The 15096-nt window shown below is 63.7% G+C and carries 16 protein-coding genes; 10 read left to right on the forward strand and 6 right to left on the reverse strand.

The features are described from left to right. From VKP01_RS00225 to VKP01_RS00250, 6 genes are all read left to right on the forward strand, one after another. A partial coding sequence (locus VKP01_RS00225; RefSeq protein ID WP_324409632.1) for an alanine racemase occupies positions 1–471 on the forward strand: 471 nt, incomplete at its 5' end. Between the two features lie 17 nt (positions 472–488). Continuing rightward, complete coding sequence (gene radA / locus VKP01_RS00230) at positions 489–1895, forward strand: DNA repair protein RadA (RefSeq protein ID WP_324409633.1); 1407 nt, start codon at positions 489–491, stop codon at positions 1893–1895. Positions 1896–1998: 103 nt separating this feature from the next. Next, positions 1999–2559: a CvpA family protein gene (locus tag VKP01_RS00235; RefSeq protein WP_324409634.1), complete on the forward strand. Its 561-nt coding sequence runs from the start codon at positions 1999–2001 to the stop codon at positions 2557–2559. An 82-nt stretch (positions 2560–2641) separates the two neighbouring features. Further along, complete coding sequence (gene purF / locus VKP01_RS00240) at positions 2642–4138, forward strand: amidophosphoribosyltransferase (protein WP_414706476.1); 1497 nt, start codon at positions 2642–2644, stop codon at positions 4136–4138. An 8-nt stretch (positions 4139–4146) separates the two neighbouring features. Further along, entirely contained in the window at positions 4147–4890 is a 744-nt protein-coding gene (locus tag VKP01_RS00245) for an SDR family NAD(P)-dependent oxidoreductase (protein WP_324409636.1), read from the forward strand. A gap of 4 nt (positions 4891–4894) precedes the next feature. Then, complete coding sequence (locus VKP01_RS00250) at positions 4895–5680, forward strand: cobalamin-binding protein (protein ID WP_324409637.1); 786 nt, start codon at positions 4895–4897, stop codon at positions 5678–5680. A gap of 12 nt (positions 5681–5692) precedes the next feature. Here VKP01_RS00250 and VKP01_RS00255 read toward each other — a convergent pair whose 3' ends face one another. Next, positions 5693–5935 (reverse strand): hypothetical protein, encoded by a 243-nt coding sequence (locus VKP01_RS00255; protein WP_324409638.1) that lies wholly within the window; start codon positions 5933–5935, stop codon positions 5693–5695. A gap of 228 nt (positions 5936–6163) precedes the next feature. Here VKP01_RS00255 and VKP01_RS00260 point away from each other — a divergent pair, with 228 nt between their 5' ends. Next, positions 6164–7348, forward strand: coding sequence for a hypothetical protein (locus tag VKP01_RS00260; protein WP_324409639.1), 1185 nt, complete (start codon positions 6164–6166; stop codon positions 7346–7348). A gap of 103 nt (positions 7349–7451) precedes the next feature. Here VKP01_RS00260 and VKP01_RS00265 read toward each other — a convergent pair whose 3' ends face one another. After that, entirely contained in the window at positions 7452–8738 is a 1287-nt protein-coding gene (locus VKP01_RS00265; RefSeq protein ID WP_324409640.1) for an MFS transporter, read from the reverse strand. Between the two features lie 159 nt (positions 8739–8897). Here VKP01_RS00265 and VKP01_RS00270 point away from each other — a divergent pair, with 159 nt between their 5' ends. From VKP01_RS00270 to VKP01_RS00280, 3 genes are all read left to right on the forward strand, one after another. Beyond that, on the forward strand, positions 8898–9359 hold the full coding sequence (locus VKP01_RS00270) for a BLUF domain-containing protein (RefSeq protein WP_074445709.1): 462 nt from the start codon (positions 8898–8900) through the stop codon (positions 9357–9359). A gap of 41 nt (positions 9360–9400) precedes the next feature. Continuing rightward, positions 9401–9847, forward strand: coding sequence for a response regulator (locus tag VKP01_RS00275; RefSeq protein ID WP_074445708.1), 447 nt, complete (start codon positions 9401–9403; stop codon positions 9845–9847). Positions 9848–10002: 155 nt separating this feature from the next. Beyond that, positions 10003–11244, forward strand: coding sequence for a c-type cytochrome (locus tag VKP01_RS00280; RefSeq protein WP_324409641.1), 1242 nt, complete (start codon positions 10003–10005; stop codon positions 11242–11244). 12 nt (positions 11245–11256) lie between these two features. On the opposite strand, the gene lysA is transcribed toward VKP01_RS00280, so the two are convergent. The 4 genes from lysA to VKP01_RS00300 form a co-directional block, all read right to left on the reverse strand. Further along, positions 11257–12525, reverse strand: a complete 1269-nt coding sequence (lysA, locus tag VKP01_RS00285) for a diaminopimelate decarboxylase (RefSeq protein ID WP_324409642.1) — start codon at positions 12523–12525, stop codon at positions 11257–11259. Between the two features lie 31 nt (positions 12526–12556). Beyond that, a complete protein-coding gene (locus tag VKP01_RS00290; RefSeq protein WP_324409643.1) occupies positions 12557–12766 on the reverse strand; it encodes a lipoprotein in 210 nt (69 codons plus the stop codon). A gap of 67 nt (positions 12767–12833) precedes the next feature. After that, entirely contained in the window at positions 12834–13187 is a 354-nt protein-coding gene (locus VKP01_RS00295; protein WP_324409644.1) for a DUF2794 domain-containing protein, read from the reverse strand. A 627-nt stretch (positions 13188–13814) separates the two neighbouring features. Further along, positions 13815–15095 carry a pitrilysin family protein gene (locus VKP01_RS00300; protein ID WP_324409645.1) on the reverse strand — a complete coding sequence of 427 codons (1281 nt, stop codon included), beginning with the start codon at positions 15093–15095 and terminating at the stop codon, positions 13815–13817. Position 15096: the final 1 nt, after the last annotated feature.

Consider the following 15096-nt stretch of genomic DNA (forward strand, 5'->3'; position numbering starts at 1 on the left):
GCGCTCTACGGCGCCAATCCGGTACCCGGCCAGCCCAATCCGATGCGGGAGGTGGTGCGGCTCGAAGCGAAGATTTTGCAAACGCGCGATGTGCCGGACGGGGCCGCCGTCGGCTATAACGGCAAATGGACGGCACGCGGCTCGCGCCGTCTCGCCACCCTGTCGATCGGCTATGCCGATGGTTATCTGCGTTCGGCCAGCGCCTGGGATTCCAAGGCCGCGCAGGGCATCGATGCCGGCATCGCGCTGGTGGGCGGGATCGCCTGTCCCTTTGCCGGCTCGGTCTCTATGGATCTGATCGTCATCGATGTCGCTGACGCGCCGGACGATGTCGCGCGGCGCGGGGGGCTCGCCGTGATGATCGGCGATGCGCTCACGCTCGACGAGGTGGCGGCGCGCGCGGGCACCATCCCCTACGAGATCCTCACCAGCCTCGGGCGCCGCTACGCCCGCACCTACCGCAACGCCTGAGCGAACGGGACGACACATTGGCCAAGCGACGCGCGACTTATCTCTGCCAGGAATGCGGCGCGGTCTATAATCGCTGGATGGGTAAGTGCGAGGCCTGCGGGGCCTGGAATTCCATCGTCGAGGAGGTCGGCGGTGACGCTTCTGCCAGCCTTCCGGCAGCCCTGCGAAGCCCACGCTCCAAGGGGCGCGTCTTCGCGCTCGAAGGGCTCGAGGGTGAGAGCAAGGAGCCGCCGCGCACGCCTTCCGGCATTGCCGAACTCGACCGCGTCACCGGCGGCGGCTTCGTGCGCGGCTCGGTGATCCTGATCGGCGGTGATCCGGGGATCGGCAAATCCACGCTCCTTATGCAGGCTTCGGCGGCGCTCGCCAATGATGGCCGGCGCGTCGCTTATATTTCGGGTGAGGAGGCGGTGGGGCAGGTGCGGCTGCGCGCAGAGCGGATGGGGCTGGCCGGAAGCCCGGTCGAGCTCGCTGCCCAGACCAATGTCGAGGACATCATCGCGACGCTCTCGGAGGGCGCGGTGCCGGCGCTGGTCGTAATCGATTCGATCCAGACCATGTGGACGGATACGGTGGAATCGGCGCCGGGCACGGTGACGCAGGTGCGCGCGAGTGCCCAGCATCTGATCCGCTACGCCAAGACCAGCGGCGCGGCGGTGATCCTCGTGGGCCATGTCACCAAGGACGGGCAGATCGCCGGGCCGCGCGTGGTCGAGCACATGGTCGATGCCGTGGCCTCTTTCGAGGGCGACAGCGCGCATCATTTCCGCATCCTGCGCGCGGTGAAAAACCGCTTCGGCCCCACCGACGAGATCGGCGTGTTCGAGATGACGGGCAAGGGGCTCGCCGAGGTGGCCAACCCCTCGGCCCTGTTTCTGGAAGGGCGCGATACGGCGGCGCCGGGGACAGCGGTCTTCGCCGGCATGGAAGGCACGCGCCCGCTGCTGGTCGAGATCCAGGCGCTGGTCGCGCCGACTGCGCTCGGCACGCCACGCCGCGCCGTGGTCGGCTGGGATCCGGCGCGTCTGTCGATGGTCGTGGCGGTGCTGGAGGCACATGCGGGGCTCAAGCTCGGCATGCACGACATCTATCTCAACGTCGCCGGCGGCATGCGCGTCACCGAGCCCGCCTGCGATCTCGCGGCTGCGGCGGCCCTGGTCTCCTCGCTCTCCGGTGCGGCGCTGCCGGCGGATTCGGCCTATTTCGGCGAACTCGGCCTCTCGGGGGCCGTGCGCCCGGTTTCCCAGGCGCCGACGCGGATGAAGGAGGCGGCGAAGCTCGGCTTTTCCACCGCCGTGATACCGGCCTTGCGCGGCGAGGCCGATGGCGCCACGCCCTTGCGCAGCAACGTAATCGGCCATATCACCGAGCTCGTTGCGCAGATCGCGGCGCGCGGGCGCCATCGAAATGCCGCATCCGGGTGAAAGCAAGGGTGACGAATGGTGCGTGGCGGGTTATACAGCGCGCGCGACATTCATTCGTCTTCCCGCTTGCCCGCCCTTGAGCGTTTTGTAGGCCTCGTCCGGAATGCCCATACCGATACTCGATCTCGTCGTCATCGGCGTCGTTCTGATTTCCGCCTTGCTCGCCGCCGTGCGCGGTTTTACACGCGAGGTTCTGGCGATCTTCGCCTGGGTTGCCGCAGCGCTGGCTGCCTGGTCCTTCCATCCGCTGGTCCTGCCCTATACACGTGACTATATCGCCAATGACGATATCGCCCTCGGCGCGGCAATCGCCGTAGTGTTTCTGTTGACGCTGATCATCGTCTCGCTGCTCACGGTGAAGATCTCCGACATGATTCTCGATTCCGCGATCGGCGCCATCGATCGCACGCTCGGCTTCGCCTTCGGCGCCGCGCGCGGGTTTCTGATCTGCATCATCGCTTGGTTCTTCTTCAGCCACCTCACCGACGGGATGATGCCCGGCTGGGCGGAGGAGGCGGCGACGCGTCCGATGCTGCAAGCGGGCAGCGACGGGTTGGTCGGCATGTTGCCGGGTGATATCGACACGTTGCTGCAGCGCTTCGATCGCGGCCCGGAAGGCGATCCGGGTGAGCCGGCAGAGCTGGTCCCGCAGCAGCCGACCTGACGGCGCGGTTTGCGCCGCCGGAACAGGCGTCGGTGTGGTGCCGGCGCCGTCTTTCGTTTCGGATCTCCGAAACAGGAGCGGAATGACGATCATGAGCGAGACTTACGCCAGCTATCCGCCCTTGGGAGCGGATCACGATTTCGATCTCGATGGCGATACGCTGCGCGAGGAATGCGGCGTCTTCGGCATTTTCGGCCATCCCGACGCGGCGGCGATCACCACGCTCGGCCTGCACGCGCTCCAGCATCGCGGCCAGGAAGCCGTGGGCATGGTTTCCTTCGACGGCAAGCGCTTCCATGCCGAGCGCAAGCTCGGGCTGGTGGGGGATTCCTTTTCCGATCGCGCCATGATCGAGCGGCTGGAGGGTGCCTCCGCCATCGGCCATGTGCGCTATTCCACCACCGGTGAAACAGTGATCCGCAATGTCCAGCCGCTCTTCGCCGAGCTTGATGGCGGCGGCTTCGCGGTGGCGCATAACGGCAATCTCACAAACGGCATCAGCCTGCGCCGCCAGTTGATCAAGGACGGGGCGATCTGCCAGTCCACCACCGATACCGAGGTGATCCTGCATCTGCTCGCGCGCAGCCGTAAGCCGCGCCTGATCGAGCGTTTTCTCGATGCCGTCCGTGCCCTGGAAGGCGCTTATGCGCTGGTGGCGCTGTCGAACAAGAAGCTGATCGGTGCGCGCGATCCGCTTGGCATCCGGCCACTCGTGCTGGGCGAGCTCGACGGCAAGTACATTCTCGCTTCCGAGACCTGTGCTCTCGACATGATCGGCGCGAAATTCGTGCGTGATATCGAGAACGGTGAGGTCGTCGTCATCTCCGAGGACGGTGTCGAAAGCCTGCGCCCGTTTCCGCCATGCCCGGCGCGCCCCTGTGTTTTCGAATACATCTATTTCGCCCGTCCCGACTCCATCGTGAACGGGCGCAGCGTCTATGAGGCCCGCAAGGCCTTCGGCGCGCAGCTCGCCATCGAGAATCCGGTCGATATCGACGTGGTGGTGCCGGTGCCCGATTCCGGCGTGCCGGCGGCGATCGGGTATGCCCAGAAGGCGGGCGTGCCCTACGAACTCGGCATCATCCGCAACCATTACGTCGGGCGCACCTTCATCCAGCCGACACAGGCGATCCGCGAACTCGGGGTGCGGCTCAAGCATTCCGCCAACCGCGCCGCGATCGCCGGCAAGCGCATCGTGCTGATCGACGATTCGCTGGTGCGCGGCACCACCTCCGTGAAGATCGTCAGGATGATGCGCGAGGCCGGCGCAAAGGAAGTGCATTTCCGGCTGGCATCGCCGCCGATCACCCATCCCGATTTCTACGGGATCGACACGCCCGAGCGCGACAACCTGCTCGCCGCCACGCATGATCTGGAGGCGATGCGCGCCTATATCGGCGCCGATTCGCTCGCCTTCCTTTCGGTCGAGGGATTGTATCACGCGCTCGGCTTCCCCGGTCGCGATCCGCATGCGCCGCAACTAACCGATCACTGCTTCACGGGTGATTATCCCACGCCCCTGTCCGATCTCGAAGTCGCCACTCCGCGCAAGCTCTCCCTGCTCGCAGAAGCCGATTGAGTGCCCTCATGACGAAACCGTTTCAGGATCGTATCGCCGTCGTCACCGGTGCTTCGCGCGGAATCGGGCGCGCTGCGGCGCTCGCCCTCGCCGAGGCCGGGGCGCATGTCGTCGCTGTGGCGCGCACGCAGGGCGCGCTTGAGGAACTCGACGACGACATCCGCGCGGCGGGGGGATCGCCGGCCACCCTGGTGCCGCTGGATGTCACCGATCTCGACGCGCTCGACCGGCTCGGCCTCGCGCTCTATGAGCGTTGGGGCAAGCTCGACGTGTTTGTCGGCAATGCCGGCGTGCTGGGCGCGCTGACGCCGCTGGCGCATCTCGACCAGAAGGTCTGGGACCAGACCATGGCGGTGAACGTCACGGCGAACTGGCGCCTGCTGCGTTCGTTCGATCCGCTCTTGCGCGCCTCGGATGCGGGCCGCGCTATCCTCGTCACCTCCGGTGCGGCGCATCTGGGGGAGGCGTATTGGGGGCCCTATGCGGCGTCTAAAGCGGCGCTCGAGGCGCTCGGGCGCGCCTATGCCGCCGAGACCGTGAAGACGAAGATCCGCGTGATGATGCTCAATCCCGGCCCGCTGCGCACCCGCATGCGCGCCTCGGCCTTCCCGGGCGAGAAGCCCGAGACGCTGCGCACGCCGGAAGAGCTCGCACCGGAGATCCTGCGGCTTGCCTCGCCGGAATGGAGCGAAACCGGCAAGATCTTCGATTTCCCCACGGGCAAGGTTCTGACGCATCGCGCGCCGGAATGAGCCGATGCGCCGGTTTCCGCCGGAACGGATCGTCTGCCTCACGGAAGAGACCGTAGAGACCCTGTATCTTCTCGGTGAGGAGGCGCGGATCGTCGGTGTGACCGGCTATGCCGTGCGCCCGCCGCAGGTGCGCCGCGAGAAGCCGCGCGTCGGGGCCTTCACCAGCGCGGATCTGGAGAAGATCATCGCGCTCGCGCCGGATCTGGTGCTCACCTTCTCCGATCTGCAGGCCGAGATCGCCGCCGGGCTGATCCGCGCCGGCATCGCCGTGCATGCCTTCAACCAGCGCGATATTGCCGGTATCCTGGCGATGATCCGAACGCTCGGCGCGCTGGTCGGGGCAGGGGAGGCGGCTGCGGCGCTGGCAGCCGATTACGAGGCGCGTCTGGCGCAGATCGCGGCGCAGGCGGATGCGCGTGCGGGGTCGCGTCCGCGCGTCTACTTCGAGGAGTGGGATGACCCACTGATCACGGGGATTGGCTGGGTTTCGGAACTGATCGACATCGCTGGCGGCAAGGATTGCTTTGCGCATCTGCGCGATTGCCAGGGCGCGCGCGAACGCATTGTCGCGCCGGAGGCGGTGATCGCTGCTGCGCCGGATGTGATCCTCGCCTCGTGGTGCGGCAAGAAGGTGGTGCCTGCGCGCATCGCCGCGCGCCCGGGCTGGGAAGCGATTCCCGCCCTGCGCGCGGGGCGCATCCACGAGATCAAGTCGCCGCTGATCCTGCAACCGGGCCCCGCCGCGCTGAGCGACGGGCTCGACGCGATCCGCGCCGCGCTCGACGCCTGAATGTCGGTCGCGTCAGCGCTGCGTATCCACGCAGGGATCGAGCCGCACGGCATTTGCCGCGCTCGGCATATCCGGTATCGGTCGCGCCTCGCCCTGGCCGCGCGCCGTGCCGTTGATCGAGCCCGTGACCTGCGGATCCTCACCCCGCGCAATCCGCTCCAGCGTCGCGCGATCCGCGGCGTTATAGGCATATTGCCCCGCCACGAGGGTCAGAAGACCAATAAAGATTGCCGCCTTGAGCGTCCGATAAATCATCCCGTCCTCGCCCCAATTCCAGCGCACCCCGGCGCCAATCCGGTCAAGCTTGGGGGAACGTGGTAAATATGGGGTTGATGGAATGCGGGGGAATTTATGGGGATGTGAGGCCAATAGGAAATAGAATCTATTGCGCCGCGTTTTCTGCCAAGAGGCTCTTCACTTGTGTAAGCGATGTGTTACAATCTAAAAATGCATATTCTTTCTCACCAGAACCGATCCGAGTTTTTGGCCATTCCGCAACTCGTCCGCTTTGACAACCCAATGGGGGACGACGGAATCGAGCCGACACTTCTCATAAAGGGGACAACGCTTTCCCTGAAATACATCATCCTGGGCGCAAGAATGCAACTTTGGTTTTCTGTGCAGAACCAGCGCCTGATTTATGCGGTAAAAGTGCTTGATGATGCGCCAAACGGTGCAATTTTTTGGTCAGTCATGGAGCGCGAGCAAGAAAAAGAGGCATTGTGGCAATTCTCGCATGGAAAGCCCTTGGTAGGGTTTCTCTTCAATGAACTTGCCGTTAACTTGGCTTGGAAATATTTTTCATCATCAGTTGTGCCTAAAGAACTTTATGCGTGGATTGAGACGGCGTTGCTCGGTAAATTTGATTATGAGCAAATGCGTGATGCTGTAGATGACCAATTGTCAAAATTGCATGACCCGAGTTTTAGAGACAGTCGTTGGATAAAATTGGATTTATTCAATGATAAAAAATGGGAGTCAGTACAAAATAGCCTTATAACAATAGGTGCATCAGCAAGTGTTATTGATATATTTTCTCAAGATGAGGGATTTCATCAAGAACAGCTTGGGGTATGGCTCACTGATAGTCTTCATTTTCCAGGGGTGCATCATAGTCCTACCTTACAGGATGGCGAGCAAACAAGGGAGTTAACTGATCTGCTTCTTTCTTACGACGAGGCAGCTTTTTTAATAGAATCAAAGACCATTTCAATTTTGGCACGGGATAAACTGCCCAACAGAAAAAAACTCGAACGTGACGTTGATAAGCATCTAGGTAAAGCATTTAGGCAGCTTAGAGGCGCGATTCGAAGCCTGAAATCAGGTGCGCCAGTACTCAATAAGAGGGGTGATCCTTTAGAAATTGAGCGGGATAAACCCCCTCACGCAATTGTACTAGTGCCTGATTTGAGCCTAATCAGAAATTTTGGCGCCTACGATCGAAATTTCATAAACCAATTCGTCCAAGAAACAAAATCATTTCCTCATATACTTGATATATCGGAACTTCTTCGTGTTGTTCAAGCTGCAGAAATTATTGCTCAAAAATATGATCAGATTGAAGCCATGCAATCATTCGATTATTATCTTTTCAAGCGATATGAGACGGCTTTAAATGCAGATACATTGTGCATAGAGGTTCTATTGCGTCTCTCATCAGATGAATAATTTCGAATAGATTTTGTAAAGTGTTTGACTTGATAATGATAAAAGAATTCTATCTGCTCTCTATTTCAGTAAGCGCGGCACTAATCGACATCTATTATGGCCCTCACGCCGGCACCCCGCTCCCGCTCCCGCTCCCCGCATCCACCTTCCGGAACCGAAATCCACCCCGGCGCATCAGCAGGAACGAGATGATCGCGATGTTGAGGAGGTTCCAGGCGACGCCGTTGAGGAAGGCGACGTCGTAGGAGCCGGTCCAGTCGAAGATGGCGCCGGAGAGCCAGCCGCCGAAGGCCATGCCGAACAGGGTCGCCATCAGCACGATGCCGACGCGCATGCCGGCCTCGCGCTGGGGGAAATATTCGCGCACGACGATGGCGTAGCTCGGCACGATGCCGCCCTGGAACAGGCCGAACAGGGCCGAGATGATGTAGAGCGCGGCCATGCCGTCGAAGAGCACGAAGAGGACGATCGCAAAGCCTTGCAGGCTGGAGCCGAGCAGCAGCGTGGCGAGCCCGCCGATCCTGTCGGCGATGAAGCCGGAGGCGATGCGGCTGACAATGCCGAAGGCGAGCATCAGCGAAAGCATCTCCGCTCCGCGTGCGGCGCCGATATCGAGATCGGTGCAATAGGCCACGATATGCACCTGCGGCATCGCCATGGCGACGCAGCAGGACACGCCCGCGATCAGCAGAAGCGTCTGCAGCGTCCCCGTCGACAGGCCGAGCCCCTCGCGGGCCGGATTGGCGATGACGGCGCCGGGCACCGGTTCGGGCAGGGCGGGGGCGCGTTTGCGCAGGAGCATCGCCAGCGGGATCATGGTGAGGAGGCAGAACAGGCCGATGCCGATATGCGTCGCCCGCCAACCGGCCTCCGCGATGAAGAACTGCACCACCGGCGGCCAGAACGTGCCGGCGAGATAATTCCCGGAGGCGCAGACCGCTACCGCGATGCCGCGCCGTTTCCTGAACCAGTGCGAGATCTCCGCGATCAGCGGGCCGAAGGACGCCGAGGAGCCGAGCAGGCCGATCAGGATACCGTGTGCCAGCGCGAATTGCAGGATGCTCGTGGAGAAGCCGGCGAGAATATAGCCGAGTGCGAGCGCGAAGGCGCCGCCGACGAGCGGAAAGACGATGCCGAAACGGTCGGCGATCCGGCCCATCAGGATACCGCCGAAGGCGAATCCCACCATGGCCAGCGCATAGGGGAAGGAGGCGCCGGCGCGCTGCACGCCGAACTCCTCCTGCACGGCGGGCAGCGCCACCACAACAGACCACATCCCGACCCCGCCGATGGCGCTCAGCGCGACGGCGATCCCGAGCCGGGTCCAGGCGCGGCGGGAATCGACATGGGAATCGTCGTAGATCGGGGCTGGATTTGACAATGCAACCATCCGTCAGCACAAGAGACGCGTTCATTTATCATCATCCGCCGCGACGGCACCAGCGCGCGCGGAGCATGGCCCCGATGGCCGTTTGTGCACGGCTGTGAGCGACTTTACGCTTTTTTATCTTCGCTCTGGCAAAGCTTCTCCCTGAAGAAGGAGCCCCGCATGCTGTCGCGCAGCAGTCACAGCCGGATCATCTATTACAGCCGCTCCGTGCTCGATTCCGACATCGAGCAGCGCAAGGAGCAGATCGCGAATCTGATCCGCACCAGCCGCCGCCAGAACGAGTTTTCGCTGATGACCAGCATTCTCGTGCTTGACAAGGGCTGGTTCACACAGATGCTGGAAGGCGATCGCGACGCGCTCAACCAGACCTTCAACCGCATCGTGCAGGACAGCCGCCACAAGGAAGTGCGCATCGTGGAATGGCGCGAAGTGCCCCGGCGCGAGCTCCTGCCGTCGCTGGAACTGATCGACCGGGAAGGCGGCTTCAACGATATCCTCGACCGGTACAATCTCGAAGAGGCCTACACGCGCGGCACGCCCAAGGCCGGGTGGCTGCGCGAATTCATCATCGAACTGCAATCGAGCCTGCTGGCGCAGCGCGGCATCGAGGTGCTGACATGAGGGTGGCGATGCCGGCATTTGGCAAAGGGGGAGGGTAATCCATGGCGGACGATCCGTTTCCCTCGGTCCTGATCATCGACGACAACCACAAGATCGGCAAACTCGTCGTCGAGATTTTCAACCGCCTCGGCTTCGAGGATGTCGAGATGACGACGTCCGGCGTTGAGGGGCTGGAGATGATCCGGCGCGGCCAATACGGGCTGATCGTCTCCGATCTCGATCTCGAGCCGGTGGACGGGATGCAGATCCTCAAGGCGGTCAAGAGCGACGAGAACCTCTACAAGATCGCTTTCATCCTTACCGAGACCTCGATCACCTTCGAGCAGGTCACCACGGCCCATGCGGCGGGCGTCGACGCCTTCCTGCTCAAGCCGTTCGATATCACGCTTCTGAAGAGCAAGCTCAAGACAGTGCTGCGCCGGCGCGCCAAACGCAAACGCCTCGTCAATGACTGGACCTCCGGCGGCGGGCTAAAGGAAATCGCCTGATCTTTCCGGCTCCCGGACCGCGCGCGCCAGCCTCCATTTTCCCCATGCGGCAATCGAACCGCAACCCCGCGCATTGTCAGCCACCCGGTGCTGACATAACCTTTCGGCAATATGGTTCGAAAGCGCATGCCTGCCGCTGCGGGGAGGGGTTTTCATTGCGTCGTTTCATGCTCGCCGTACTGTTCGCTCCGGCCTTGCTCGCCGCTCCCGCTTCCGCGCAGGACCTGCAGGGCCATGGCGGCCCGGTCAGCGCGCTGGCGGTGGAGGGTGCGGCGGTGCTGTCGGGCTCGTTCGATACCCGCGCCATCGTCTGGGACGGTGAGAGTGCGGTGGCGCGACTGGTGCTGCGCTTCCATGACGGCAGCGTCACCGCCACCGCCTTCCTGCCCGATGGCGGCTTCGCCACGGCGGGCCAGGACGGGCGTATCGCCCTCTGGGACGCGGATGCGCGTGAGCCGCGTTTCACCACCGCACTGCATCAGGGGCCTGTCGCCGAACTCGCGGTCTCGCCCGACGGCACGGTGCTTGCCGCTGCGAGCTGGGACGGGCGTATCCAGCTCGTGGATCTCATCGCAAACGAAGCCCGGCTCGTCGATGCACATCAGGGCATGGTCACCGGCATCGCCTATCGCGCGGATGGCGATCTGCTCAGCATCGGCTCGGATCTGCGCCTCGTCACATGGCGGGACGGAGAGCCGGCGAGAAGTCTGGGCCTGCCCGGTTCGCCCAATGGCCTCGCCGTCCTCGGTACAGGTGTGGCGGTGATCTTCGCCGATGGCGCATTGCGTGTCTTCGACGGCGACGGGGTGACCGGCGAGCGCCAGCTTTCGGAGCGCCCTCTGGTGAGCATCGCCAGCGGCAACGGGGTTCTGGCCGCTGCGGCGGTCACGGGGGAGGTCTGGCTGCTCGATGCCGGTAACCTCGCCAGCCGCCACGCGCTCCTGCCCGACCAGGGTGCCGTCTGGTCGCTCGCGATCACCGCCGACGATCTCCTCACCGGCGGTCAGGACGGGCTGATCCGGCGCTGGGATCTCGCGACGGGCGAGCCGCGTGGCAGCGGCGAGGCGCCGAGCGAAATCGCTTTTGATGATGGCAGCCGCGGCGCGGAAGTGTGGCGCTCCTGCGCGCTCTGCCATGCGCTCACCCCTGATGACGGCAATCGCGCCGGGCCGACCATGCACGGCATATTCGGTCGCCGAATCGGCACGGCCGAGGGATACGATTATTCGCAGGCCCTGCGCGAGATGGATATCGTCTGGACACCGCGCACCGTGGCCGAGTTGTTCGAATACGGCCCCGAAGCCTACACACCCGGCACGCGCATGCCCGAGCAGCGCATCCCTTCGGATGATGACCGCGAAGCTTTGGTCGAATTCCTCGCGCGGATGACGCAGTGAGGCGCGTCGGATTCAGCCGAGCAGCCAGTCGGGCAGGTGATCCTGGGCGATGAGATTCTCATAGGTGTCGCGCCGGCGCACCACCTCGTAGCGTTCCCCGCGCACCAGCACCTCCGGCACCAGCAGACGCGTGTTGTAGGTGCCCGCCTGCACCGCGCCATAGGCGCCCGCTGTCATCACCGCGATCAGATCACCCGGCGCGAGGGCTGGCAGGTCGCGCGCCTTGGCGAGGTAATCGCCGCTCTCGCAGACCGGCCCGACGACATCGGCGGTGACGGTACCCGCGCCCGTCGCTTCCGAGACGGGCTTGATGTCGTGATGGGCCTCGTAGAGCGTCGGGCGGATCAGGTCGTTCATGGCCGCATCGACGATGATGAAGGTCTTGCCGGCGCCCTGCTTCACGTAGATCACGCGGGAAACGAGGATTCCGGCATTGCCGGCGATCATCCGCCCGATCTCGAAGACCGGGCGCAGGCCGAGGCCTTTCGCATGCTTGCGGATCACCTGCGCGAAACGCTTCGGCTCCGGCGGCGGCGGGTCGCTTTCGCGATAGGGAATGCCAAGCCCGCCGCCGAAATCGATATGATGCAGATCATGCCCGCTCGCCATCAGATCGCGGGCGAGTTCCACCAGCAGCGCGGCGGCGTTGTCGAAGGGGGTAAGGTCGGTGATCTGGCTGCCGATATGCATGTCGACACCGACGGTGCGTATGCCGGGCAGGGCGAGCGCCTTCGCATAGGCGTCCCGGGCATGCGAGATCGGGATGCCGAACTTGTTGTCGAAGCGTCCCGTCGAGATCTTGGCATGGGTGCGTGCATCGACATCCGGATTGACCCGCAGTGAAACCGGCGCCGCGACCCCCATGGCGCTCGCGACCTGCGAGAGCGCTTCGAGCTCGGGCTCCGATTCGACGTTGAAACACATCACTTTGGCTGAAAGCGCGGCCTCCATCTCGCGGCGGGTCTTGCCGACACCGGAAAAGACGATCCGCTCGCCGGGAACACCGGCGGCGAGCGCCCGGCGCAATTCGCCCTCCGAGACGATATCCATGCCCGCGCCGCGATCCGCCAGCGTCTTGATCACGGCCTGGTTGGAATTGGCCTTCATCGCATAGCAGACGAGGGCGTCGTCTCCGGCGAAGGCCTCGGCGAAGACGTCGTAATGGCGCACCAGCGTGGCGGTCGAATAGCAGTAGAAGGGCGTGCCGACCGTTTCCGCCATCCGGGAAAGATCGACATCCTCGGCGTGCATCACGCCGTTGTGATACTGAAAATGGTGCATGGGGGCGGGGGGCTCGCTGGCGGGAGGGAGATCAGAGCAGGGCGTCGAGCACGAAGGGGCGATCGGACCGGGCGGGGCCGGTCACGTCGCGATTCTCCTCCTGCTGCTCGCTCTCGATCACCTGACGCTCGGCGGCGGCGGGTGGCGCTTCGGGCGCACCGCGGCGTCCGCAAGCGGCGAGAGTGAGGACGATGGCTGCTGCGACGAGAACGGCGCGCCCGCCGGGCGATATCAGGGTCATGGGGAGCCTCCGGAATGCGCGGCAAGCTTGATCAGGAAACAGGGGATAGGCCAGTCCGGCACGCGGTTCAATCCACCACCCGCAATTCTTTTTCGAGCACCTGGAGAACGCGCCGGAGTTCATGCCCGCGCTTCATCACGCGTCCCGTTCCGGCAACGACGGAAAACGCACCCTGGCGGCGCGCAGCGCGCGGGTCCTTCTCGATGCGATAGAGCGGGGTTTCGGTGGTGCGCCGGAAGACCGAGAAGATCGCCTTGTCACGAGTGAAGTCGATGGCGTAATCGCGCCATTCACCGGCGGCGACCTTGCGGCCGTAGACGTTCAGGATCTCGCGCAACTCGTCGCGATTGAAGGCGATGCGGGGCTGCGCGTCGCGCTTGCCGGCAGGAGCCTCCTCGCCCCCGGACGGAAAGGATACCACACTTGCGCCGGGAGGATGCCCTCTTGCAGGATATCCGTTCGTGATATGAGCCTTCTTCGCCTTGTCACTCTCGCTCATCAAGCCTCCTGGCGGACCTGAGCGCACGCCCGCGTGCCGACAGGTCGGATTATCGTTGCGGTCAGCATGATGGCGATGCCGAGAGTGTGTGGCAAGAGCGCGTGGCAAGAGCGCGTGGCAAGAGCGCGCGGCAAGCGGATGCAACGAGGGTGCAGGGAAGGTGTGCCTGCAGAGCCAGCAGCCGGTATTCTGTGCATCGCTGCTGCAAAACAGAGCAGGGATCCTCGCTTTTCTACTAGGCGAATCGCATTTTTTCGGACACCATATTCATGTCATCAACAAACGAAAGGAGGTGATCCAGTGTCTCATTGTCTGCTTCTGCGGTCCGCCGCTCCCGTGACCTGGGTCCGTACCTTCGTGGGGATCCGCGCCGTGTGATCATCACGTCGTCATGGTCGATGCCGGCCGTGGTTTGGCAATGCGAAGGCCGCCCTCCCGCAGGGCGGCCTTCTTTCGTTTTGCGTCCGGGTCCTGCGTCTGATGCGGCCGCAGATTGATGGTCTCGCCGTGTCTTGCTGTGCAGCGAATCGCTCGATAACCCGCTACGGTTCAGCCTTTCCCATGCGCGAGACGATCGGCGATTGCCTCCAGCGACGGCAATGTGTCGATTGGTCCGATGGCGGCGAGCGTCGGCCAGCTTTCGAGGAGATGTGCCCCCGCAGCGCGGACTTCATCGACCTCCAGCGCCTCGACCTTGGCGACGAGATCGTGGATCGGCACGACGCGCCCCCAGGCGAGGATCTGGCGCGCCATGCGTTCGATACGCCCGCCGGGCGTCTCCAGCGCCGCCTGCAGGCCGACCTTTATCTGCGCCTTGGCACGCTTCAATTCGCTGTCGTCCAGCGCCAGCGTGGCTTCGCGCAAGGTGTCGATGGTGACATCGAGAAATTCCGGGATATCTGACCCGGCGACGCCCGCGCCGATGCCGAAGATGCCGGTATCCGAAAACGGCCAGTGGAAGGCATCGACGGAATAGGCCAGCCCGCGCTTCTCGCGCACTTCCTGCCACAGCCGCGAGGAAAGCGAGCCGCCCAGAACCTGCGTGAAGATCTGCGTGGCATAGTATTGCGGATCGGTGAAGGAGCGCCCGTGCAGGCCGATGACGAGATTGGCCTGTTCGTGATCGCGCTTCAGCCGTGCCTCGCCGCCGTGATACAGCCCCGGCAGCAACGCGTCGGGCAGATGCGGGCCGAGCCCGCCGAAGAAGCGCCGCGCCGCATCGACCACGCGGCCATGCTCGACAGCGCCGGCGGCGGTGATGACCATGCGCTCGGGCGCGTATTCGCGGGCGCAGAAGGCGCGGATCATGTCGGGGGTGAAACTGCGCACGGTCTCGGGGCGCCCCAGGATCCGCCGCCCCAGCGCCTGGTCGGGAAAGGCCGTTTCCATCATCACGTCGGTGACGAGATCATCCGGCATGTCCTCGACCGAAGCGATCTCCTGAAGGATCACCCCGCGCTCGCGTGCGAGCTCGGTCTCGTCATGCACCGAATCGGTGAGGATGTCGCCGAGCACGTCGAGGGCGACATCGATATCCTCGCCCAGAACCCGCGCCGTATAACAGGTATATTCGACCCCCGTCGCCGCATTGATGTCACCGCCGACATTCTCGATATCCTCGGCGATGGCCCTGGCCGACCGTCGGCGCGTCCCCTTGAAGGCCATGTGCTCGATCAGATGCGACAGCCCGTGCTCGTCCTCACGCTCGTTGCGCGCCCCGGCCCCGACCCAGATGCCGAGCGCCACCGTGGCGATCGAGGGCATCGATTCGGTGGCCACCGTGAGCCCGTTCTCGAGAACGGTGATCTGCATGTCGCGATGGGTGCTCATG

The organism is Saliniramus sp. (assembly GCF_035311605.1).
Lineage (GTDB): Bacteria > Pseudomonadota > Alphaproteobacteria > Rhizobiales > Beijerinckiaceae > Saliniramus.